This window comes from Providencia sp. UF-224 (assembly GCF_058245955.1).
This window is the reverse complement of the sequence record NZ_JBSICC010000004.1, coordinates 1-20,597: the sequence shown is the minus strand read 5'-3', so window position 1 is coordinate 20,597 and position 20,597 is coordinate 1. Positions and strand designations below refer to the sequence as shown.

Here is a 20,597-nt window from a genome sequence, read left to right as displayed (position 1 = left end):
TTTTATTAAACTTCTTTTGGTGTTAAACCAAAATGATTATAAGCATGTGCTGTCGCCATTCGCCCTCTAGGGGTACGCTGAATAAAACCTTGCTGAATTAGATAAGGTTCTAAAACATCTTCGATAGTTTCGCGCTCTTCGCCAATGGCTGCGGCCAAGTTATCGACACCAACAGGCCCCCCCATAAACTTATCGATAATCGCCACAAGCAATTTACGGTCTAGATAATCAAAGCCCGCCGCATCCACATTGAGCATATCCAAAGCTTGATTTGCGATGAGCCCATCAATTGAACCATCCCCTTTAACTTGCGCGAAATCACGTACACGGCGTAAAAGACGGTTTGTAATACGTGGGGTACCACGAGAACGCATCGCGACTTGCATCGCCCCTTCTTCCGTTATATCAAGCCCCATATATTGAGCACTGCGTTTGACAATATATTGTAAATCCGCAACTTGGTAAAATTCGAGCCGCTGTACTATGCCAAAGCGGTCACGCAATGGAGAAGTCAACGACCCTGCTCGTGTTGTAGCGCCAATTAAGGTAAAGGGTGGGAGGTCAATTTTGATAGAACGCGCAGCGGGCCCTTCACCAATCATGATATCTAATTGGTAGTCTTCCATTGCAGGATAAAGAATTTCTTCAACAACGGGTGAAAGGCGGTGGATTTCATCAATAAAAAGCACATCATGGGGCTCAAGGTTAGTTAGCATAGCAGCTAAATCACCCGCTTTTTCCAGCACTGGCCCTGAGGTGGTTCGTAAATTGACACCTAATTCGTTAGCAACAATACCAGCGAGTGTCGTTTTACCGAGCCCTGGGGGGCCAAAAATCAATAGATGGTCAAGCGCATCGCCCCGCATTTTGGCTGCTTGGATAAAAATTTCCATTTGATCTTTCACCTGCGGCTGACCAATATATTCACTAAGTAGTTTTGGTCTGATCGCACGATCAATGGCTTCTTCATCCGACTGTAAAACTTCAGCGGTAATTAGGCGATCTGCTTCAATCATCTTAATGGCCTCTTAGTCAGAGTGCTGCACGTAAGGCATCACGGATCAATGTTTCCGAATCACTGCCCGGTTTCGCGACTTTGCTCACCATACGGCTAGCTTCTTGTGGCTTGTAGCCCAATGCAATTAATGCAGCCGCCGCTTCTGCTTCGATATCAGCAGTACTTGGTACTTTGCTATTAACATCGGGTAAGTTGATATCACTGGTTTGATTGAATAAGTCACCATTCAACCCTTTGAAACGGTCTTTCATTTCAACAACTAAGCGCTCAGCTGTCTTTTTGCCGATCCCCGGTAATTTAACCAATGAGGCAATGGCTTCTTGTTCGATAGCAGAGACAAATTGTTGAGCAGACATACCAGAGAGAATGGCTAATGCAAGCTTTGGCCCGACACCATTCACTTTAATTAACTCTTTAAACAGCGCTCTTTCTTGCTTATCGTTAAAACCGTACAGTAATTGGGCATCTTCGCGCACAACAAAATGAGTGAAAACAATCGCTTCTTGGCCAATATCAGGTAATTCATAGAAACACGTCATTGGCATATGGACTTCATAGCCTACGCCTTGCAGTTCTAATAAAACTATTGGTGGTTGCTTTTCTAATACGATGCCACGTAAACGACCAATCACATTGAATTCCTCTATTATGGCCTAAAGTCAAACTCATCTAGCCAACTGTTATTAATAGTGCTGTTTATACCACAAAAAATGCTGGATGCATATCCAGTTGCAAGCTATTTGTTTTCATACCATCGGCTTTCGGACAAACTCTACCTTAGCCGGCCACGCGTTAAGACCAAACGTGGATCGCCCACTTTTAATAAGTTCTGATTAAAGTGGCAGTGCGTAATCGCGATCGCCAGTGCATCCGCGGCATCAGACTGCGGATTTGCGGATAGCTTAAGTATAGATTTAACCATATGTTGTACTTGGCTTTTCTCAGCCGCACCAGTGCCAACAACCGTTTGTTTTACTTGGCGAGCCGCATATTCAAATACTGGAATACTTAAATTTGCCGCTGCGACAATCGCCACCCCGCGAGCTTGGCCTAATTTGAGCGCTGAGTCTGGATTTTTAGCCATAAAAACTTGTTCGATTGAAAGAACATCTGGCTGGTATTGGGTGATAATTTCCGAGACCCCCGCATAAATACGTTGCAGACGACTTGGTAAATCATCAACTTGTGTGCGGATGCAGCCACTGCCTAAATACAGTAATTGTCTACCTTGTTGGCGAATGACGCCATAACCGGTGACGCGAGAACCGGGGTCAATTCCTAATATAATTGCCATAAAGAATCGATTTGTGCCTCTTAATATTTATTACTCGTTATTCATTATATTACTTAGCAGCATAATACTATCTATTTCAATTAAATAGCTATTTGATTCTTCGTATTAAGCAAGGGATATACAAAAAGTATAGAAGAAGAAAAAACAAAGGCGTTAGAGAAAACAGGCTGCGTCAGCCCGCTTTCTCTACGCGGAGGGACTAGATTACAGATGTAAAATAGTACGCCACTGATTACAGTGTCGCTGCAACTTCGTCAGAAATATCACCGTTATGGTAAACTTCTTGAACGTCGTCAGAGTCCTCTAACATGTCGATAAGGCGCATTAATTTTGGCGCTGTCTCTGCATCGAGTTCTGCGGTAATCGATGGGATCATCGAAACTTCAGCCGCTTCGCTGGTAAAACCTGCTGCATCTAACGCATCTTTAACGATACCAAACGTCTCAAACGTGGTGTAAACATCGATAGCACCATCGTCATAAGTTTCAACGTCATCTGCACCCGCTTCAAGCGCAGCTTCCATCAATGCGTCTTCGTCCACACCCGGTGCATACGTAATCACACCACGTTTGGTAAATAAATAAGAGACGGAACCATCAGTGCCTAAGTTACCACCTGTTTTTGTGAACGCATGGCGAACTTCAGATACGGTACGGTTACGGTTGTCACTTAAGCACTCAACCATAACAGCGGTACCGCCAGGGCCATAACCTTCATAAATGATGGTTTCCATATTATCATTTTCATCATTACCCACACCGCGTGCAATTGCACGGTTTAAGGTGTCACGAGTCATGTTATTTGATAATGCTTTATCCACTGCGGCACGTAAACGTGGGTTAGTGCCGGTATCACCACCACCTAAACGTGCAGCGGTGACGAGCTCACGAATAATTTTTGTGAAAATCTTACCGCGCTTAGAATCTTGGGCTGCTTTACGGTGTTTGGTATTGGCCCATTTACTATGACCTGCCATGAAATATCTCCAAAAACGTCAATACAATAATTAATTAGCAAATTCTAAAATAGCCTGACTGTTACTCCATGATTTAGTGAGTTTCGCCGCTTCATTTGGGCTTAACCAACGAAATTCAGTATGTTCAGCCAGTAATGGCATGTGTTCTTCATCAAGCACCAATTTAAACCAGTGCTCTTTGCAATGTGTTACATCAGGTGCATAACGATGCCTGAAATGCGGGAAAATTTCAAAGATGATGTTATGGGACAAGTCTTGTAAGCCGTTTTGTTCGACGTCAAAACCTGTCTCTTCTTTGATTTCACGACACGCTGTTTCATACGGCTTTTCGTTAGATTCCAGACTTCCGGTCACGGACTGCCAAAAGTCTGGGTCATCTTTACGCCGTAGCATTAGCACCCGACCGCTTGTTTCAGCCACAATGATGACTAATACCGATTCAGGGCGCTTAAATGCAGTCATTCGCCGTCTTACTCTTCGTCTTTCGCCACAACAGCAATCGCCAGCTCAGTCAGTGAATCTGGGTTTGCATGGCTTGGCGCATTGGTCATTAAACATGCCGCAGCCGTTGTTTTCGGGAAGGCAATAACATCACGGATGTTATCCGTTCCAGTTAACAACATCACTAAACGGTCAAGGCCAAATGCTAAACCTGCGTGTGGTGGTGTACCGTATTTCAGTGCATCTAATAAGAAGCCAAATTTCTCACGTTGGTCTTCCTCATTAATGCCTAAAATGCTAAACACGGTTTGCTGCATTTCATTGCGGTGAATACGCACTGAACCGCCACCCACTTCATAACCGTTGATCACCATATCGTAAGCGTTGGCAACTGCATCTTCAGGTTTTGCCGCCAGCTCTTCTGGTGAGAAATCTTTCGGTGATGTGAATGGGTGGTGCATCGCTGTTAAGCCGCCTTCCCCATCTTCTTCAAACATTGGGAAGTCGATAACCCACAGAGGCTGCCAGCTGTTTAAGTTTGTCAGCTCGAAATCACGACCCACTTTCAAGCGCAGTGCGCCCATAGAGTCGGTAACGACATTTTTCGCACCCGCACCGAATAGAATGATATCGCCATCTGCTGCACCAGTACGGTCTAACAGTTGGTTAATTACCTCTTCATTGAGGAATTTCGCCACTGGGCTTTGAATACCTTCTAAGCCTTTAGCTCGCTCGTTGACTTTCATCCAAGCCAAGCCTTTCGCACCATAAATACCCACAAATTGGCCATAATCGTCAATTTGTTTACGGGTCATTGCTGCGCCGCCCGGCACTTTTAATGCAGCAATACGGCCTTTCGGGTCATTCGCAGGGCCAGAGAATACTGCAAACTCGACATCTTTAACGATATCAGCAACATCCACCAGCTCCATTGGGTTACGAAGGTCTGGTTTATCTGAACCATAACGGCGCATGGCTTCTGCGAACGTCATAATTGGGAAGTCGCCTAAGTCAACGTTTTTCACATCTAACCATAAGTTGCGGATCATGCGTTCCATGATTTCGCGCACTTGCTCTGCGGTCATAAATGAGGTTTCAACGTCGATTTGGGTAAATTCAGGTTGACGGTCAGCACGTAAGTCTTCATCACGGAAGCATTTTACGATTTGATAATAGCGGTCAAAGCCAGACATCATCAGTAACTGTTTGAACAGTTGTGGAGATTGTGGCAGCGCGTAAAATTTACCTTTGTGAACACGGCTTGGGACTAAATAGTCACGAGCACCTTCAGGGGTTGCTTTGGTTAACATTGGCGTTTCAACGTCAACGAAACCTTCTGTGTCCATAAAATTACGAACAAAGCTGGTGATTTTCGCACGAGTACGTAAGCGCTCAGACATCTCTGGGCGACGTAAATCTAAATAACGGTATTTTAAGCGACGTTCTTCAGTATTCGTTTGGTTGCTATCGAGCGGCAACGGTTCTGATTTATTAAATACGTGAAGCTCTTGCGCAAAAATTTCAATTTCCCCAGTCGCCATATCTTTATTTTTCTGGCTATCTGGACGCGCGCGTACTGTCCCTGTGATTTGGATACAGAACTCATTACGCAGCTCTGACGCTTTTTCAAATATGTCTTTACGATCCGGATCGAAGAAAACTTGAACGATGCCTTCACGGTCACGCATATCGATAAAAATCAAACCACCTAAGTCGCGACGGCGGTTTACCCATCCACAAAGAGTGACCTGTTGGCCTTCGTGAGCGATGTTTAACTGCCCACAATAATTAGTACGCATACAATATCCTTTTACTCAGCTGTTGTGCTTTTGCTTGCTGCGGGATTTTGGCATTTTGCTGAACCCTATTGGCGAAACACGGGCTGAAAATTCAGAATGTCAAAAAGGCAGACATTATACAGGAAATTCTGTTAGACAAATAGTTGCGAATACCGCTTATCGCCTAAACCATTTTGTTTTTAATCATATTTTCATCAATTTTACGATGGTTAATCAATTCCAATTAAATTATCAACCCTTGACAGGGATAAATGAAGAACATGGTTAAGTTGATTTTAAGGGACTAAAGTCGCCATGTATATATTGTGGTAAAGGTTTATTTCTCTATTTACTGACTACTGTACAAAAAGCACACGAACCCTTCCCATAAAGTCTTTGTCCCCTTTTTATTCTACCAAACGTCTTTTTATCACATAAAAAAACTTATTCATTTCGATAATTAGGTCGATTTAGGAATTGTTACCTTTTCCTGTTTGCTATAATCCCTTCAACTAGGTAATAAACCTAATTAATCATCGTCTGCCGCTTAAGGATTGCACATGAAAAAACTGTTACTTGCTTCATCTATGCTGATGTTATTGGTTGGATGCCAAACCGCGAAAACCGCAGATATTGATAACAATAAAACATTTTATGTTGATTCTACACTCGCAGACTGTATGGGTGTTGCCCCGATGAAATGTATGAAAGTCAAAGAAAATCCGAATGATGACTGGCAGTTATTTTACAACTCTATTCAAGGTTTTGAATATCAACCTGGCTTCTCTTATATCTTACAAGTTAAACAATTTGATGTACCAAACCCACCGGCTGATGCACCTAGCATCCGCTATGAACTTGTAAAAATTGTTGAAAAGAAATAAATTTTAATTCTTGATAGCCATTAGGTAGGTCTATTACCTGCTTAATGGCTTTATTTCATTTCAACCAGATTGATTCAAATAACCATCGTTAATAACAAGAGTGGTAAAATCATGAGTGCTAAAATTATTGATAAGCTTGGGTTAATTGCTTTGTCTGAAAATAAAGTTGCCATGGTGCGCTCTCACAATAAAAGCTTGTTTTACATCCCTGGGGGGAAACGCGAGCAAGGTGAAAGTGATGAGCAAGCTTTATGCCGCGAGATTGAAGAAGAATTAACATTACAATTAGACACCGAAACAGTTCGTTTTTACGGTGAATTTTTGGGCCTTGCGGATGGAAAACAAGACGGGACACAAGTGTGTATACGTTGTTACTTTGCTGATTACCAAGGAAAACCACAGCCCGCGGCTGAGATTGCTGAATTAGCGTGGTTTACCAGTGAAGATTTGCCTCAATGCTCCACAACCGCCGCCGCTGTTCTATCCCAATTAAAACAAGATGGTTTGGTCAAATAACCCTACGTGATTACCCAAAAAAGTTGTGAATTCATTTGTCGAACGGCATTTTAGGATTTACAATTTAGAAAATATCGTTAATACCCATTACTATAACTTATATTTTTAGGTGTTTTCATAATTTGATTCGTTTTATGGTGGAGTAAAAAATGGTCAGCTCTTTGTACGCTGTACTGGGTGCCTTACTGCTACTTAGATTATCTTTAAATGTTGTGAAGCTGCGTAGCCAGTACCGTATAGCCTATGGTGATGGTGGTTTTTATGAACTGCAAACCGCAATCCGTGTTCATGGTAACGCCATTGAATATATTCCTATTTCCCTTATTTTACTGCTTTTAATGGAGATGAACGGTGCACAAGTTTGGATGATCCATCTTTGTGGTTTAATTTTGATTGCAGGTCGACTACTTCACTCTTATGGTTTAAAAAACCATGATTATTCTTATCGTCGCTCAGGTATGGTTGCCACTTACCTTTCGATGGCATTAATGGTTATCGCCAATACTTATTACCTACCGTGGCTGCAAATCGTGTCATTCAATCTTTAGCGGTTTTCTACGGCACAACCTAATGTGCCGCCTCATTATTTCATTCTTAATGGATTGATTTTCACTACGCCGCCTTTCTGGTACAATCCCCCACTACTTTTGTTTGCTTATTAATACAGAACTTATGTCAAGTCAGGATCCTAACCACAAAGACAGTCTTTTTTCCGCGCCGATTGCTAACCTTGGTGATTGGCAATTTGATGAAAAAGTCGCCGAAGTTTTCCCCGATATGATCCAGCGCTCTGTGCCGGGTTATTCCAATATTATTACCATGATTGGCATGCTTGCTGGCCGTTTTGTAAAACCAAACAGCCACGTCTATGATTTGGGCTGCTCATTAGGTGCTGCAACGCTTTCTATTCGGCGCAATATTGCCGTTGAAAATAGCAAAATAATTGCTATTGATAACTCCCCTGCAATGGTGGAGCGATGCCGCCGTCATATTGATGCCTATCGTGCAGAAACCCCTGTTGAGGTCATCGAAGGGGATATTCGTGATGTGAAAATTAAAAATGCATCAATGGTTGTACTCAATTTTACTTTGCAATTCCTCAACCCAAATGACCGTCTGTTATTACTCGAAAAAATTTATCAAGGGTTACAACCCGGCGGTATTTTGGTGCTTTCTGAAAAGTTTAATTTTGAAGATAACGAAATCGGCGAGTTACTGTTCAATATGCACCATGATTTCAAACGTGCGAATGGCTATAGCGAGCTCGAAATCAGCCAAAAACGCAGCATGTTAGAAAACGTCATGTTGACTGACTCCGTTGAAACACACAAAGCACGTCTTAAACAGGTTGGGTTTAGCCACTGCGAAGTGTGGTTCCAATGTTTTAATTTCGGCTCACTGTTAGCGCTTAAAGAGGCTTAAAAATGATTGATTTCGGTCGTTTCTACCAACAAATTGCCGTTGGCCCATTAAGCCATTGGTTAGAAACATTACCTGCGCAGTTAACTGAGTGGAAAAAACAAGGTTTACACGGTGGTTTTTCCTCGTGGGAAAAAATGCTCGATAATTTGCCTATCATGCACCCAACTCAGCTGGACTTAGTGAACAGTGTGACCGCAACTCGCGAGCCTGAGCTTACCTCTGGCGAAACACGCCGTTTGAATAATATCCTTGAGCAATTAATGCCATGGCGTAAAGGCCCGTTTTCCCTTTATGGCGTCAATATTGATACCGAATGGCGTTCCGATTGGAAATGGGATCGCGTTTTGCCCCATATTTCATCACTCAAAGACCGATATGTGTTAGATGTTGGCTGTGGTAGTGGCTACCATATGTGGCGTATGTTAGGGCAAGAAGCCAAATTTGTTGTCGGCATTGACCCTACAGAGCTTTTTTTATGCCAATTTGAAGCTGTTAGAAAGTTATTGGGGGATGACCAACGGGCACATTTGTTACCCCTTGGTATTGAACAACTTCCTGAGTTAAAAGCCTTTGATACCGTATTCTCCATGGGAGTTCTGTATCACCGTCGTTCCCCACTTGATCACTTATGGCAATTGAAAAACCAGTTAGTGAGTGAAGGTGAATTAGTGCTTGAAAGTTTAGTGGTTGAGGGTGATGAATTTCAATGCCTTATCCCAGGTGACCGCTACGCCCAAATGCGTAACGTCTATTTTATTCCTTCTGCTAAAATGCTCAAAGTATGGTTAGAAAAATGCGGTTTTGTGGATGTACGTATTGTTGACCAAGCGGTGACCTCGTTAGACGAACAGCGCCGAACGCAGTGGATGAAGACGGACTCACTCGCCGAATTTTTAGACCCGAACGATCAAACCAAGACCATTGAAGGCTATCCTGCTCCGTTACGTGCAATTTTAGTCGCACGTAAGCCGTAACAAATAATGTGCCTATCGGTCTAGCCCATAGGCACATTTAATCACCCTATCACTACATTGTTATCTGCCATAAGTTGTAAAATGCAACTCGCCCAGATAATTCGGCAACGATCACCGCTAATGCACAAATCCCCAGAACGAAAACTGCATTTCGACCTCGGTATAGCAGCGCAGGATAAACAAAAAGCATCACCGCAATAACCACTAACTGGAATGCCCAAAAACCCGCTTGTTCACCACTGAGTACAGGCCCTGTTTCACCGAGAAATGAGATATAGGCAGCCCTTGTAGCGAAAATAATCACTGCCCCAAGTAGGAAAGCCATCGAACCGAGCCGCTGTGCCCCCATTAAAATCGCCAGTGCCCCACCGCCAACAAACAATGTCATCCACATTTGCAGCGTGGTGAAAACCGTATACCAATTAGCAACTGTTTCAATGTTATAGACTTGCGGTATTGACCAAGTGAATGCGAGTCCAAAAATAATTGCGCCCACATTACACACTTCGCGCAGCATCGCATTTTTGACAAACAACGTAAAAAAGACAATGCCCGCACCAAAGGCAACAAAAATCCCGCTTAATAGGGCTTCGTTACTCATTGGTGAACGCCCTACACCTAACAACATATTAAAGAAACGTAGCGGTTGCCCCACATGCAAACTACCAATAATTAATGCAATAAGCATCAACACAAAGGCCAGCATGTTAGCGCTACGCAGTTGTTCACTACTTGACCAACCGATTCGTTTGCTTAAATAGGCAAACAGGTAAAGCCCCGCTGCGGATTGACCAAACACCGTAAAAAAGACAAGAGGAAGCTCGTGCATGTTAGACCTCCGCAGGGTTTTGTAGTGTGCCGCTTTTATCACCCGATGGCTTAGCATCTTTATGTGGCTTAATGACAATATTGGGATTTGTTAAACTTGGGTCTGGCATTGGGGCAATTCCACTGATTTGGCCATGGCGTTCTCGTAACACGTTAATATCATCAAAATCTAACGCACGTTGCGGGCACGACTCGACACACACAGGCTTCATGCCTTTTTCAACTCTTTCATAACAGCCATCACATTTGCTCATCAGCTTTTTCTTTTCATCGTATTGCGGTGCACCGTAAGGGCAACGTAATTCGCAATAACGACAGCCAACACAAATGGTTTGATCGACAACCACTAAACCATCTTGCTCTCTTTTATGCATCGCACCCGTTGGGCACCCCTCGACGCACGTTGGGTTTGAGCAGTGATTGCATGAGATTGACAAATAATAGCTATACACATTTTGTTGCCAAATACCGTCTTGTTGCTGCCAACTCCCTCCACCAAATTCATAAATGCGGCGAAACTTAGGGCCAAGGTCTAAATCCTTTTCGTCTTTACAGCTCACCTGACAGGTTTTACATCCCGTGCATTTGGTCGAGTCAAAATAAAAACCATACTGTTTCATTTGCCACTCCTTATGCACGTTTCACATCAACGAGATTAGTATGTTGAGGATTGCCTTTCACTAAAGCTGAAGGCTGCTGAGTTGTTAACGTGTTAATACAACCGCCAATATCAACCCCTTCGCTATCGAGCTCACGCCATGCCCCTTGCGGTACGGCAATCACGCCCGGTAAGACTCGCGCGGTCACCCTCGCCTTTATTTTGATACGCCCTCTGTCATTAAAAATTTCAGTAATATTTCCATCTTGAATGCCACGGGTCGCTGCATCGATTGGGTTTATCCAATATTGATGGGGTACTGCCTCACGCAATACGGCAACATTAAAGTAGGATGAGTGAGCATGGCCTTTATCGTGAAACCCCGTCATTTGTAGCGGATATTTTTCCCTTGCCTGTGTGTTTTCAACCCCTTCGGTATTCACACAATATTCTGGTACGGCTGGAATACGCTGGTCATCTGGGTATTCCCACTCGTGGGCAATTTTCGCCAATCGCGCAGAGTAGATTTCAATTTTCCCTGACGGTGTTGGTAGTGGATTTTCCGTTGGTGCATCTCTAAAAGACTTCAAGGCAATATAATCTGCACTATTCGCCAGTTTTCTATCGACAATCCCCATGTCATTTGTTTCTTCAAATGTCGGTAACTGCGGATTTTTTTCTCGCATTTGATTATAACAATGCTCTATCCACTGCTCATGCGTTCGCCCTTCTGTAAACTGGTCTTTAATTCCCAGTTTTTCAGCAATATCAGCTAATACATCGTAAGATTGGCGGCATTCCCACAGCGGTGTAATGGCATTTTGCAAGCGTATAGCATAATGATATGCCCCACTGGCATAGGAGTTATTAATTAAATCATTTGATTCAACACTGCTCACATCCGGTAAAATTAAATCCGCATAGTTTGTGGATGGCGTCATGTGGATATCCCACACAAGAATAAATTCACAAAGAGATTCATCAGCCAAAATTTTATGGGTTTTATTTAGATCTGAGTGCTGATTTCCCGTCACATTACTGGCGTAATGCCAAAGAAATTTCACGTTAGTGTCAAGTTTTTCTTTCCCTAGCAATGTGGCGTTTTCCGCCGTCATTTCGGTTCCACGCACAATAGCGTCAGTCCACATAAAGCACGGAATTTTGGTTTTCACTGGGTTTGGTATTGCAAATCCGGGAACTGGGTAAGCGACGTTACCACCCCATCCTCCCGCATTCGTCCCTGCTCGACCAATATTCCCCGTCACGATAGGCAACATCATCACCGCCCGTGCAGCTTGCTCCCCTGACGCAGTTCTTTGCAAACCCCACCCTTGTGAAATCCAAGCTGCTTTAGCCGTCCCTAACTCACGCGCCAGTTGTATGATACGGGTTGGTGATATCCCAGTAATTTTACTCGCCCATTCCGGCGTTTTTTCGATTCCATCGTCACCAAACCCTAAAATGTAATCTTTATAGGACGCATTTTCAGGGGCTGAGTCGGGTAATGTTTTGCTATCCCAGCCAACACAATATTGAGCAAGGAAGGCTTCGTCCGTTAATTCTTCTTTAATTAAAGTATGGATAATGGCAGCGACTAGCGCACCATCCGTGCCGGGGTAAATGGGTATCCACTCCGCCCCTAACGTTGTTACACTGTCGGTTCGACGAGGGTCGATAATAATCACCTTGGCTTTACTTTTTTCTAACGCTTGCAAGGTTTCATAAAATTGCCCGCCCCCTGACATCCGTGTTTCCGCAATGTTGTGCCCAAACATAACGACCAAATCGCTATTGGCAATTTCAGAGAGCAAGGAATCATCCAGTTTGCCATATACATACGGGATCACCCCGTTTATCTGCGCCGTTGAGTACGTTCCATGTTGATCAAGAAAGCCACCTAATTGATTTAAAAGGCGTTTACAGGCATTTCGCCCTTGTAAGTTTGCCCCTGTCGAGCCTGAACCATACTGGTAATAAATCGCTTCATTACCATATTTATTTATTGTTTCTTTTAGTTTTTCAGCAACGATAGTCGTCGCTTCATCCCAAGTAATGCGTTTGAATTTGCCCTCTCCACGCTTACCGACACGTATCATCGGGTACTTTATTCTGTCTGGGTTATACGTTTTCCAACGTACCGAACGCCCCCTTAAGCACGGGCGTATCTGATGTAAGCCAAATTGGCTGTCGTCATACATCGTTTCATTAGAGATGCGCGTGATAACATCGTCTTTGACATGCACTTTTAGTGGGCACCGACTGCCACAGTTCACTAAACAAGCGCTATATTTGATTTTTTCATTCACTTCATCTGGCTGAATTTTCGTGATTGGAACGGCTTGTGCCGTGAAGGGTAATGAGATAGAACCTGCAACAGCGGTTGCTGTTGCGACCGAAGCTGAGGCTTGAATAAATCGCCTCCTGCTTAACGTTTTCTTTCCAAAGTGATTAATCATTACATTGCTACCTTCTAATTATTATTAAATTAACTAAAAAATATATTTTTATAATAATTAGATAGTAGGCATGTATTTCATGTGGTTAATTGATGTGCATCAACCAAGGCGAGTTTGTGAATATGTTGTCTACGTAAACCAAATAATCCATATGTTTTGTTTGATTTTAGCGCATAATTGACTATTGCAGGGAAGATGACGAATAGAGAATATTTATAGAAATTATAATGTTACTACTTTTATTTATGACCGAACCAAGTTGGATTAAATAAAAGAAAGAGAAACCTAAAACAGGTTTCTCCTTTATGTTCTGATGGTGCACTAAACCAACACTTTTTCCGTGATAGAAATAAAGTCTTTCATGGCTTCGACTGTTGGCCCATCAACGCAATAATGTGTGAACTCATCCGTTTCACTGTTAGATGCCATCGTCACGCCGACTTTGCGGTAGTTCATGGTTGAAGGAACCGTTTTGCCCGCTGAGCTATGCACCTCTGCGAGTCCAATCTCCATAAACTTGCTTAAATTGGCTAAACGAACCCCAGCTCCCGCCATGATTTTCGGGCCATTGATTTCTTGGCTTTTTTCGTGCAATTCTTTTAATAATGGCAAGCCTAATTCAGCATTTTGCTGTTGGCCTGACGTGAGAATTCGTGCTACGCCCAATTCATTTAATTGCTCTAAGGCGAGGAGTGGATTAATGCACATATCAAACGCACGATGGAAAGTAATATTCATTCCTTTGGCGATTTCCATCAACCCATGCATGCGGTTAATATCAATGCGCCCTTCGCTATCAAGAATACCGATGACAGCCCCCGGAAACCCCATTTCCTTAATCATGATTAAATCTTCACGAATAACGTCAAACTCACTGACGTTATAGCAAAAATCACCACCACGAGGACGAATAATAGGATGAACTGGAATGTGGAGTTTTTCCCTTGCTAATTTCAGATAGCCGTAGCTTGGTGTTAAACCGCCATCTGCGGCACCAGAGCATAATTCGATACGGTCAGCCCCGTATTCTTGCGCTACTTGAGCACATTCAATTCCGAAACAGCAAATTTCCAGTTTTGCCATGATTACCTCCAACTGTGGTAATAAAGCCCATGCTTTAAATTTCCCTAATACAAATAGTTAGGGGCAGAATATGTATTGTTGATTCCGTTTCGAATAATGCCATTTATTAAAAAATGTTATCGGATGGATATCACACCCCGAAAAAAACACTGGCATTATTGATCAATAACGTTAATTGCATCACTTATTTTTCACTTTCAATTATCTTTTTTAGCGAAAATGGATGGTATTTAACGGTTATATTGCCATTTGATACTGCCAATGTTGGATTAGGCAACCGTTCTTGCTGACCTTTGGGTTGACTCACTTTTATGCTAATCCCTGCAGGTAACACCTTAGATAACAAGGCTCGCGCAGTTTTCTCCAGTTCAGTCGGTGGTACATCAATCACCATTTCAATATGTTCCCAGCTTTCTTGTGGGTATTTTTTATCTTTAGGAAACGGTAACTCGATAATAAACACGTCTTGCCCCGCAATTTGCAAAGGTTCGTCAAGCTCATACAAGCGAATTGGCCTGCCATTGATGATGTTATCGGAAATAAGCTGACTGCATTGCTGTAAACCCTCATGCCAACGCAAAGCAGTTTCAAGGTGATGGCAACGCATTGAAATGTGGTCAATAACGTAATCTGTTAATGATATATCAAGCACTCGCGCCATTGATTTTAATTGGTCGGCAAATTTAGGTAAGTCTTCCCATAAATCGTTTAATTGTGGAACGTCACAAAATGGCAGCACAACAAAAACCTCTTTTTATTTACTAATCCGCTAAACAATGGCGCTGACTGTAGCATGACTCCCCCAAAATATGGTATAAAACCTGCCGATTTTTCTCTTCCACCTTTTAGTTCTTCGCATGTGATGGCACAATGTGGTAACTATGTTGGTAATTTAAGGTAATTCAGTGAATATTCAGGCGATTCTTTCAGATAAAATTAGTGCTGCAATGCTTGCAGCGGGTGCTCCAGCTGACAGTGATGCGCTCGTGCGTCAATCCGCTAAAGCACAGTTTGGTGATTATCAAGCCAATGGCGTGATGGGCGCGGCTAAAAAACTGGGGATGCCACCACGACAACTCGCTGAACAGATCCTCACTCACTTAGATTTAGACGGCATTGCCAGCAAAGTCGAAATTGCCGGGCCTGGCTTTATTAATATCTTTCTTGAGCCTTCGTGGATTGAAAAACACGTTGAAGAAGCGCTAGCATCCCAACGTTTAGGCCTTGCACCTGTAAAAGCCGAAACCATTGTTATCGACTACTCCGCCCCTAACGTCGCCAAACAGATGCACGTAGGTCACCTGCGTTCAACCATTATTGGTGACGCGGCAGCGCGTACTCAAGAGTTTATCGGCCATCGAGTGATCCGCGCTAACCATGTTGGCGACTGGGGAACCCAGTTCGGCATGTTGATTGCCTATCTTGAAAAAGTGCAAAATGAAAATGCCAATGATATGGCACTGGCTGATCTGGAAGAGTTTTATCGTGAAGCCAAAAAACACTATGATGAAGATGAAGAATTCGCAGTTCGCGCACGTGGCTATGTTGTAAAACTGCAATCTGGTGATGAGTACTGCCGTGCAATGTGGCGTAAGCTCGTTGATATCACGATGAAGCAGAACCAAGAAACTTATCAACGCTTAAACGTGACGCTAACAGAAGATGATGTTATGGGTGAAAGCTTATATAACAGCATGTTACCGGGTATCGTCGCGGATTTAAAAGCCAAAGGGTTAGCCGTTGAAAGTGAAGGTGCAACGGTCGTTTTCCTTGATGAATTTAAAAATAAAGAAGGCGAGCCGATGGGCGTGATTGTCCAGAAAAAAGACGGCGGCTTCTTATACACCACGACTGACATCGCTTGTGCGAAATACCGTTATGAAACACTTCATGCTGATCGCTCATTGTATTATATCGATTCACGTCAGCACCAACACTTAATGCAAGCTTGGACCATTGTCCGTAAAGCGGGTTACATCCCTGAGTCTATGGCACTTGAGCACCACATGTTTGGCATGATGTTAGGCAAAGATGGCAAGCCATTTAAAACCCGTACGGGTGGCACTGTTCGCCTATCTGATTTATTAGATGAAGCTGTTGAACGTGCGCAAGCACTGATCCGCGAGAAAAACCCTGACATGCCAGAAGATGAGTTACAGAATGTGGCAAATGTCGTTGGTATCGGTGCCGTGAAATATGCAGACCTATCAAAAAACAGAACCACGGATTACATTTTCGATTGGGATAACATGTTAGCCTTTGAAGGAAACACCGCGCCTTATATGCAATATGCCTATACCCGTGTTGCATCAATCTTCAAAAAAGCCAACTTAACGCAAGCAGATCTCACGTTACCAATCTCACTGCAAGACCCACGAGAAATCGCGCTGGCAACACGTTTATTGCAGTTTGAAGAAACCATTCTCACTGTTGCACGTGACGGAACGCCACACGTTATGTGTGCTTACCTGTACGAACTGGCTGGTTTATTCTCTGGTTTCTACGAACATTGCCCAATTTTATCGACAGAAGATGAAGCCGTACGCCAAAGCCGCTTAAAATTAGCCGCTTTAACGCAAAAAACCTTAAAAACAGGTCTAGATACACTAGGTATTGAAACTGTCGAAAGAATGTAATTACTTGTCGTTATTTGATTAACAGCTCGCCTCGGTGGGCTGTTTTTCTTTACGCTGTGCAAATAATTTTCGCGTCAAAATCTGAATTTCTTCAACGTTTTCATTTGCACAATTTTGTAAGACTAGGTTCCACTTGCACAATGTTTTTGCTTTTTCACAAAGTTCAGGGTCATGCCCTAAACGATTATTATCCTTTAACCACCTAGCCACACTAGCCCAATCCCACAAAGGTGAGTTGCCACTTAAACGTTGCACTGGAGCTGGAAAATTGCCTTTGCCTCTCGTTCCATCTTTTAATAATGCAACAGCTTGGCGTGTTAACCCTGCTAACTCTGCAATATCACTTAAACCAACCAACGTGCTATCTACTGACGCCACTTGCATTGGGATTTCTGCGCTCTCAATATCAGCAATTGCCGCTTCTATAGCCGCATCCAGTGAACTCGCCTCTCTATCAAACTCTAAATAAACGGACTTACCATAGTAGCAAACCAAGGCATCATCACAACCTGCTGCAAATAAGGCATCTTCTAAACCCGCAGTATCTACCGTTACCCCAGAAAGTGTTAATATGAATGTGTGTTGCGCCATCAAAGCTCCTTATTCTGTTTTTTCATCTAATAAGCGGCCTAAGCCGCTATAATTATTTCGAAAGTGCAATACAGTGATCCACTTTCCGGATGATCTGCTTGGCATGGTTTTCCATCACTCTTGGTGTTGACCAAACGCTCATCATATGTGTTTTGTGCTCATCAACAGCGTTACCACATCGTAATTTACAAAATGTATGTGATGAACTCCCTGCACTCACCCAAAACCAGCCGTTAGCGATCGCATATTCAATGGCTGCTTGAATATGCTTATTCGGATGTTTTTTCATCGCCCTCCGATAAATACACTATAACCAAAAACGTTGACATTAGTCAACAGTGCGATTTATGCCAATTTCTAGTGGCCTCCTACGCTTTATTGGTAAATAAATAAGCGCACCTTAAATATATCGTAAAATCAACAATGTTTGTAATTTTTATCAACAAAAACAATTACTTGATATATCATAAAATAATTATGGCATTATTGATTGAGGAATTATTAAAAGAGACGAAAAGATTGAAAATGGATAGAAAATACAATGGGGTGTAAAACGATAGAATATCGAGACAAAAAAGCCCAAATTAATGGGCTTTCATTAAATTAACGGACTTTCCGCGTGTTACGCGATGCTTCTTTTCATAAAATCACGTGGTCGGAAGCCCAACGCATATAAAGCAACGAAATAGCTTCCTGCACCAACAATCACCACACCAATTAAACGCAGCATACGCATCAGCATATTGCCCTCTTGCCAAGATGGCATAAAATGCAACAAACCAAACAACACTGCTCCCATCACCACTAACGCGATGAGTAATTTAAATAGGAAGCCTTTCCAACCCGCGAGTGGTTGAAAAATATCTTGTTTACGTAATTGCCAATACAGAACGCCTGCGTTAAAACACGCTGCCAAACCAATAGATAACGCCAAACCGGCATGCTGTAATGGGCCGATAAAGGCTAGGTTCATTAATTGCGTCAAAATTAAGGTCACAATCGCAATTTTAACGGGTGTACGGATATCTTGGCGTGAATAGAAGCCTGGCGCTAAAATCTTCACTAAAATCATGCCTGTTAAACCCACGCAGTAGGCTATCAAGGCATATTGTGTCATTAAGGAGTCATGAGCCGTAAAGTTACCGTACTGGAATAATGAGACGGTCAACGCTTCCGATAAAATAGCCAAACCAAGAGCACACGGTAATGCTAATAATAGGCAAAGACGCAGCCCCCAATCCATTAATTGACGATATTCATTCTGGTTTCCGCTCGTAAAACTTTTTGCGAGGGATGGCAGTAAAATCGTTCCCAATGCTACGCCAAGCACACCAGAGGGTAACTCCATCAATCGGTCCGCATAATACATCCACGAAACAGACCCTGATTGCAGAAATGAGGCAAATATCGTGTTAATAATTAATGAGATTTGTGCGACTGACACCCCGATAATCGCAGGCCCCATCATTTTCATTACGCGCCAAACACCGCTATCGCGAAACGAAAGGCGCGGTAGCACTAACATACCAATTTTCTTCAAATGAGGAAGCTGATACACCAATTGCAGCACCCCACCCACTAACACCGCCCACGCCAGTGACATAATTGGCGGATCAAAATACGGCGCAGCAAAGGCGGCAAAAATGATCATACTCACATTCAGTAATGTGGGTGCAAACGCAGGTACTGAGAAGCGATTCCACGTATTGAGAATTGCCCCAGCAAGGGAAGCGAGTGAGATCAGAAAAATATAGGGAAATGTGACTCGCAGAAGGTCCGTTGTTAAGACAAATTTATCCGCATCATCCGTAAACCCGGGAGCCGTTACATAGATAATCCAAGGTGCTGCAATCATACCCAGCACGGTCACGATTGCTAAAGCGAGGGTTAGCATTCCCGCAATATAAGCGACAAACGTGCGAGTGGCTTCTTCACCTTGTTGGTTTTTATATTCGGCTAATATCGGGACAAACGCTTGAGAAAATGCCCCTTCGGCAAAAATTCGGCGTAACAAGTTTGGCAGTTTAAATGCCACAAAAAAGGCATCGGCAGCCGCGCCAGCACCAAAAACCCGAGCAATGATGGCATCACGAATAAACCCAAGGACCCGAGACATCATGGTCATTGAGCTTACTGCCGCCAGCGATTTTAATAAATTCATGATTGATAGGCTAAAAGTAAACAATCGTATCAGTTTAACAGCGCGTGCTGCCACTGACTACGATTGAAAAGTAAATTAAGAGTTTACGCTTTGTTGGTTGTCCACGAATTATCCGTTAGCGCCGTCAATACATGGTCACGCCACTCACCGTTGATTTGCAGATACTGCCTTGCGTAACCTTCACGCTCAAAACCGAGTTTGGTCAATAGATTACCGCTACGCATATTATGCGGCATATAGTTCGCCATGATACGGTGCATTTTTTGATGTTGTTGCATATAGCGAGTAGCTTGCGTTAACGCTTCAAACATTAAGCCCTGACCTTGCCATTTTTCGCCCAGTGAATACCCCAAATAACACGCATGGAATGAGCCACGCAGGACATTACTGAAATTTGCCACACCCATCACCTCGTTTTCTTCTTTATCTAATAAAAGAAAATGATAAGCGCTGCCTTCGCGATGCATTTCGTTCATCACTTGCAAACGATTTTGCCACCCCGCGGGCTGATAATGGGAGTTATCTCGAGTTGGTTCCCAAGGGATAAGAAAGTCTTTATTCAAGCTGTAATAGTCAGCTAAGCGATAATTATCTCGCTCATAAGTCAAACGAATAATCATTCTATCAGTGAGCAGGCGTACCTTGGGTACATTTGAGCGATAACCAAACATCGTTAACCCTTTATTAGTTTAAGATAGCTAGGCATCCTAGCCGTGCATGTTAACCCGTAACTTAGGCAGTAAAGTGTAGCACTCTCTATTATTGATGAGCATCTAAAATCAGCCATTTAGATAGATGAATTATCTTGTTTTCATTTTCAGTTATTCAACAACGTAAATAGTTTACAGTGCAGCTATCCCTACAAGCATACAAAAAGTATGTGATTAGGGTAGCTAAGTGTCGCCAACAACGCTGCGGTGCAAAATATGACGACTTAAATA

General features: G+C 43.0%; 21 protein-coding genes. 6 read left to right on the top strand and 15 right to left on the bottom strand.

Annotated elements, in window-relative coordinates; translation table 11 throughout:
- Nucleotides 1–5: 5 nt before the first annotated feature.
- The 6 genes from ruvB to aspS form a co-directional block, all read right to left on the bottom strand.
- Nucleotides 6–1,016 carry a Holliday junction branch migration DNA helicase RuvB gene (ruvB, locus tag AC4IFO_RS05435; protein WP_490732466.1) on the bottom strand — a complete coding sequence of 337 codons (1,011 nt, stop codon included), beginning with the start codon at nucleotides 1,014–1,016 and terminating at the stop codon, nucleotides 6–8.
- 16 nt (nucleotides 1,017–1,032) lie between these two features.
- Nucleotides 1,033–1,650: a Holliday junction branch migration protein RuvA gene (gene ruvA, locus AC4IFO_RS05430; protein WP_219248376.1), complete on the bottom strand. Its 618-nt coding sequence runs from the start codon at nucleotides 1,648–1,650 to the stop codon at nucleotides 1,033–1,035.
- Nucleotides 1,651–1,790: 140 nt separating this feature from the next.
- Nucleotides 1,791–2,312, bottom strand: coding sequence for a crossover junction endodeoxyribonuclease RuvC (gene ruvC / locus AC4IFO_RS05425; RefSeq protein WP_206084169.1), 522 nt, complete (start codon nucleotides 2,310–2,312; stop codon nucleotides 1,791–1,793).
- A 232-nt stretch (nucleotides 2,313–2,544) separates the two neighbouring features.
- The gene (locus AC4IFO_RS05420) at nucleotides 2,545–3,288 is read right to left on the bottom strand and encodes a YebC/PmpR family DNA-binding transcriptional regulator (RefSeq protein WP_273827371.1); all 744 of its coding nucleotides are present in this window, start codon (nucleotides 3,286–3,288) and stop codon (nucleotides 2,545–2,547) included.
- 30 nt (nucleotides 3,289–3,318) lie between these two features.
- Nucleotides 3,319–3,750, bottom strand: a complete 432-nt coding sequence (nudB, locus tag AC4IFO_RS05415; RefSeq protein WP_490732463.1) for a dihydroneopterin triphosphate diphosphatase — start codon at nucleotides 3,748–3,750, stop codon at nucleotides 3,319–3,321.
- 8 nt (nucleotides 3,751–3,758) lie between these two features.
- Nucleotides 3,759–5,528, bottom strand: a complete 1,770-nt coding sequence (aspS, locus tag AC4IFO_RS05410; protein WP_490732461.1) for an aspartate--tRNA ligase — start codon at nucleotides 5,526–5,528, stop codon at nucleotides 3,759–3,761.
- Nucleotides 5,529–6,067: 539 nt separating this feature from the next.
- Between aspS and AC4IFO_RS05405 the strand changes: the two genes are divergently transcribed.
- The 5 genes from AC4IFO_RS05405 to cmoB all read left to right on the top strand — a co-directional run bounded on the left by AC4IFO_RS05405 (nucleotide 6,068) and on the right by cmoB (nucleotide 9,303).
- On the top strand, nucleotides 6,068–6,391 hold the full coding sequence (locus AC4IFO_RS05405; RefSeq protein WP_490732459.1) for a DUF4377 domain-containing protein: 324 nt from the start codon (nucleotides 6,068–6,070) through the stop codon (nucleotides 6,389–6,391).
- A 111-nt stretch (nucleotides 6,392–6,502) separates the two neighbouring features.
- Nucleotides 6,503–6,907 carry an NUDIX hydrolase gene (locus AC4IFO_RS05400; protein ID WP_490732457.1) on the top strand — a complete coding sequence of 135 codons (405 nt, stop codon included), beginning with the start codon at nucleotides 6,503–6,505 and terminating at the stop codon, nucleotides 6,905–6,907.
- A gap of 149 nt (nucleotides 6,908–7,056) precedes the next feature.
- The gene (locus tag AC4IFO_RS05395) at nucleotides 7,057–7,455 is read left to right on the top strand and encodes an MAPEG family protein (RefSeq protein WP_490732455.1); all 399 of its coding nucleotides are present in this window, start codon (nucleotides 7,057–7,059) and stop codon (nucleotides 7,453–7,455) included.
- 124 nt (nucleotides 7,456–7,579) lie between these two features.
- On the top strand, nucleotides 7,580–8,329 hold the full coding sequence (gene cmoA / locus AC4IFO_RS05390; protein ID WP_490732453.1) for a carboxy-S-adenosyl-L-methionine synthase CmoA: 750 nt from the start codon (nucleotides 7,580–7,582) through the stop codon (nucleotides 8,327–8,329).
- Nucleotides 8,330–8,331: 2 nt separating this feature from the next.
- Nucleotides 8,332–9,303, top strand: a complete 972-nt coding sequence (gene cmoB, locus AC4IFO_RS05385) for a tRNA 5-methoxyuridine(34)/uridine 5-oxyacetic acid(34) synthase CmoB (RefSeq protein WP_490732451.1) — start codon at nucleotides 8,332–8,334, stop codon at nucleotides 9,301–9,303.
- A gap of 52 nt (nucleotides 9,304–9,355) precedes the next feature.
- On the opposite strand, the gene AC4IFO_RS05380 is transcribed toward cmoB, so the two are convergent.
- The 5 genes from AC4IFO_RS05380 to AC4IFO_RS05360 form a co-directional block, all read right to left on the bottom strand.
- The gene (locus tag AC4IFO_RS05380) at nucleotides 9,356–10,132 is read right to left on the bottom strand and encodes a dimethyl sulfoxide reductase anchor subunit family protein (RefSeq protein ID WP_273803410.1); all 777 of its coding nucleotides are present in this window, start codon (nucleotides 10,130–10,132) and stop codon (nucleotides 9,356–9,358) included.
- Between the two features lies 1 nt (nucleotide 10,133).
- The gene (locus AC4IFO_RS05375; RefSeq protein ID WP_273803411.1) at nucleotides 10,134–10,751 is read right to left on the bottom strand and encodes a DMSO/selenate family reductase complex B subunit; all 618 of its coding nucleotides are present in this window, start codon (nucleotides 10,749–10,751) and stop codon (nucleotides 10,134–10,136) included.
- A gap of 10 nt (nucleotides 10,752–10,761) precedes the next feature.
- Nucleotides 10,762–13,185, bottom strand: a complete 2,424-nt coding sequence (locus AC4IFO_RS05370) for a DMSO/selenate family reductase complex A subunit (protein WP_490732450.1) — start codon at nucleotides 13,183–13,185, stop codon at nucleotides 10,762–10,764.
- Nucleotides 13,186–13,506: 321 nt separating this feature from the next.
- Nucleotides 13,507–14,268 (bottom strand): copper homeostasis protein CutC, encoded by a 762-nt coding sequence (gene cutC / locus AC4IFO_RS05365; RefSeq protein WP_490732449.1) that lies wholly within the window; start codon nucleotides 14,266–14,268, stop codon nucleotides 13,507–13,509.
- A 184-nt stretch (nucleotides 14,269–14,452) separates the two neighbouring features.
- Nucleotides 14,453–15,007, bottom strand: coding sequence for a VOC family protein (locus AC4IFO_RS05360; protein WP_490732448.1), 555 nt, complete (start codon nucleotides 15,005–15,007; stop codon nucleotides 14,453–14,455).
- Nucleotides 15,008–15,173: 166 nt separating this feature from the next.
- On the opposite strand from AC4IFO_RS05360, the gene argS reads away from it, so the two are divergent.
- Nucleotides 15,174–16,904, top strand: coding sequence for an arginine--tRNA ligase (argS, locus tag AC4IFO_RS05355; RefSeq protein WP_490732446.1), 1,731 nt, complete (start codon nucleotides 15,174–15,176; stop codon nucleotides 16,902–16,904).
- Between the two features lie 18 nt (nucleotides 16,905–16,922).
- On the opposite strand, the gene AC4IFO_RS05350 is transcribed toward argS, so the two are convergent.
- The 4 genes from AC4IFO_RS05350 to rimJ form a co-directional block, all read right to left on the bottom strand.
- On the bottom strand, nucleotides 16,923–17,495 hold the full coding sequence (locus AC4IFO_RS05350; protein WP_490732444.1) for a helix-turn-helix transcriptional regulator: 573 nt from the start codon (nucleotides 17,493–17,495) through the stop codon (nucleotides 16,923–16,925).
- Between the two features lie 52 nt (nucleotides 17,496–17,547).
- Nucleotides 17,548–17,784, bottom strand: a complete 237-nt coding sequence (locus AC4IFO_RS05345) for a hypothetical protein (protein WP_206084153.1) — start codon at nucleotides 17,782–17,784, stop codon at nucleotides 17,548–17,550.
- Between the two features lie 333 nt (nucleotides 17,785–18,117).
- On the bottom strand, nucleotides 18,118–19,656 hold the full coding sequence (gene murJ, locus AC4IFO_RS05340) for a murein biosynthesis integral membrane protein MurJ (RefSeq protein WP_490732442.1): 1,539 nt from the start codon (nucleotides 19,654–19,656) through the stop codon (nucleotides 18,118–18,120).
- Nucleotides 19,657–19,739: 83 nt separating this feature from the next.
- Nucleotides 19,740–20,327, bottom strand: coding sequence for a ribosomal protein S5-alanine N-acetyltransferase (rimJ, locus tag AC4IFO_RS05335; RefSeq protein ID WP_490732440.1), 588 nt, complete (start codon nucleotides 20,325–20,327; stop codon nucleotides 19,740–19,742).
- Nucleotides 20,328–20,597: the final 270 nt, after the last annotated feature.

Excerpts from the sequence above, each read along its gene's own strand:
- ruvB (WP_490732466.1), bottom strand. The coding sequence starts at position 1,016 with ATGATTGAAGCAGATCGCCTAATTACCGCTGAAGTTTTACAGTCGGAT.
- ruvC (WP_206084169.1), bottom strand. The coding sequence starts at position 2,312 with ATGGCAATTATATTAGGAATTGACCCCGGTTCTCGCGTCACCGGTTAT.
- AC4IFO_RS05420 (WP_273827371.1), bottom strand. The coding sequence starts at position 3,288 with ATGGCAGGTCATAGTAAATGGGCCAATACCAAACACCGTAAAGCAGCC.
- nudB (WP_490732463.1), bottom strand. The coding sequence starts at position 3,750 with ATGACTGCATTTAAGCGCCCTGAATCGGTATTAGTCATCATTGTGGCT.
- aspS (WP_490732461.1), bottom strand. The coding sequence starts at position 5,528 with ATGCGTACTAATTATTGTGGGCAGTTAAACATCGCTCACGAAGGCCAA.
- AC4IFO_RS05405 (WP_490732459.1), top strand. The coding sequence starts at position 6,068 with ATGAAAAAACTGTTACTTGCTTCATCTATGCTGATGTTATTGGTTGGA.
- AC4IFO_RS05400 (WP_490732457.1), top strand. The coding sequence starts at position 6,503 with ATGAGTGCTAAAATTATTGATAAGCTTGGGTTAATTGCTTTGTCTGAA.
- AC4IFO_RS05395 (WP_490732455.1), top strand. The coding sequence starts at position 7,057 with ATGGTCAGCTCTTTGTACGCTGTACTGGGTGCCTTACTGCTACTTAGA.
- cmoA (WP_490732453.1), top strand. The coding sequence starts at position 7,580 with ATGTCAAGTCAGGATCCTAACCACAAAGACAGTCTTTTTTCCGCGCCG.
- cmoB (WP_490732451.1), top strand. The coding sequence starts at position 8,332 with ATGATTGATTTCGGTCGTTTCTACCAACAAATTGCCGTTGGCCCATTA.
- AC4IFO_RS05380 (WP_273803410.1), bottom strand. The coding sequence starts at position 10,132 with ATGCACGAGCTTCCTCTTGTCTTTTTTACGGTGTTTGGTCAATCCGCA.
- AC4IFO_RS05375 (WP_273803411.1), bottom strand. The coding sequence starts at position 10,751 with ATGAAACAGTATGGTTTTTATTTTGACTCGACCAAATGCACGGGATGT.
- AC4IFO_RS05370 (WP_490732450.1), bottom strand. The coding sequence starts at position 13,185 with ATGATTAATCACTTTGGAAAGAAAACGTTAAGCAGGAGGCGATTTATT.
- cutC (WP_490732449.1), bottom strand. The coding sequence starts at position 14,268 with ATGGCAAAACTGGAAATTTGCTGTTTCGGAATTGAATGTGCTCAAGTA.
- AC4IFO_RS05350 (WP_490732444.1), bottom strand. The coding sequence starts at position 17,495 with ATGGCGCAACACACATTCATATTAACACTTTCTGGGGTAACGGTAGAT.
- AC4IFO_RS05345 (WP_206084153.1), bottom strand. The coding sequence starts at position 17,784 with ATGAAAAAACATCCGAATAAGCATATTCAAGCAGCCATTGAATATGCG.
- murJ (WP_490732442.1), bottom strand. The coding sequence starts at position 19,656 with ATGAATTTATTAAAATCGCTGGCGGCAGTAAGCTCAATGACCATGATG.
- rimJ (WP_490732440.1), bottom strand. The coding sequence starts at position 20,327 with ATGTTTGGTTATCGCTCAAATGTACCCAAGGTACGCCTGCTCACTGAT.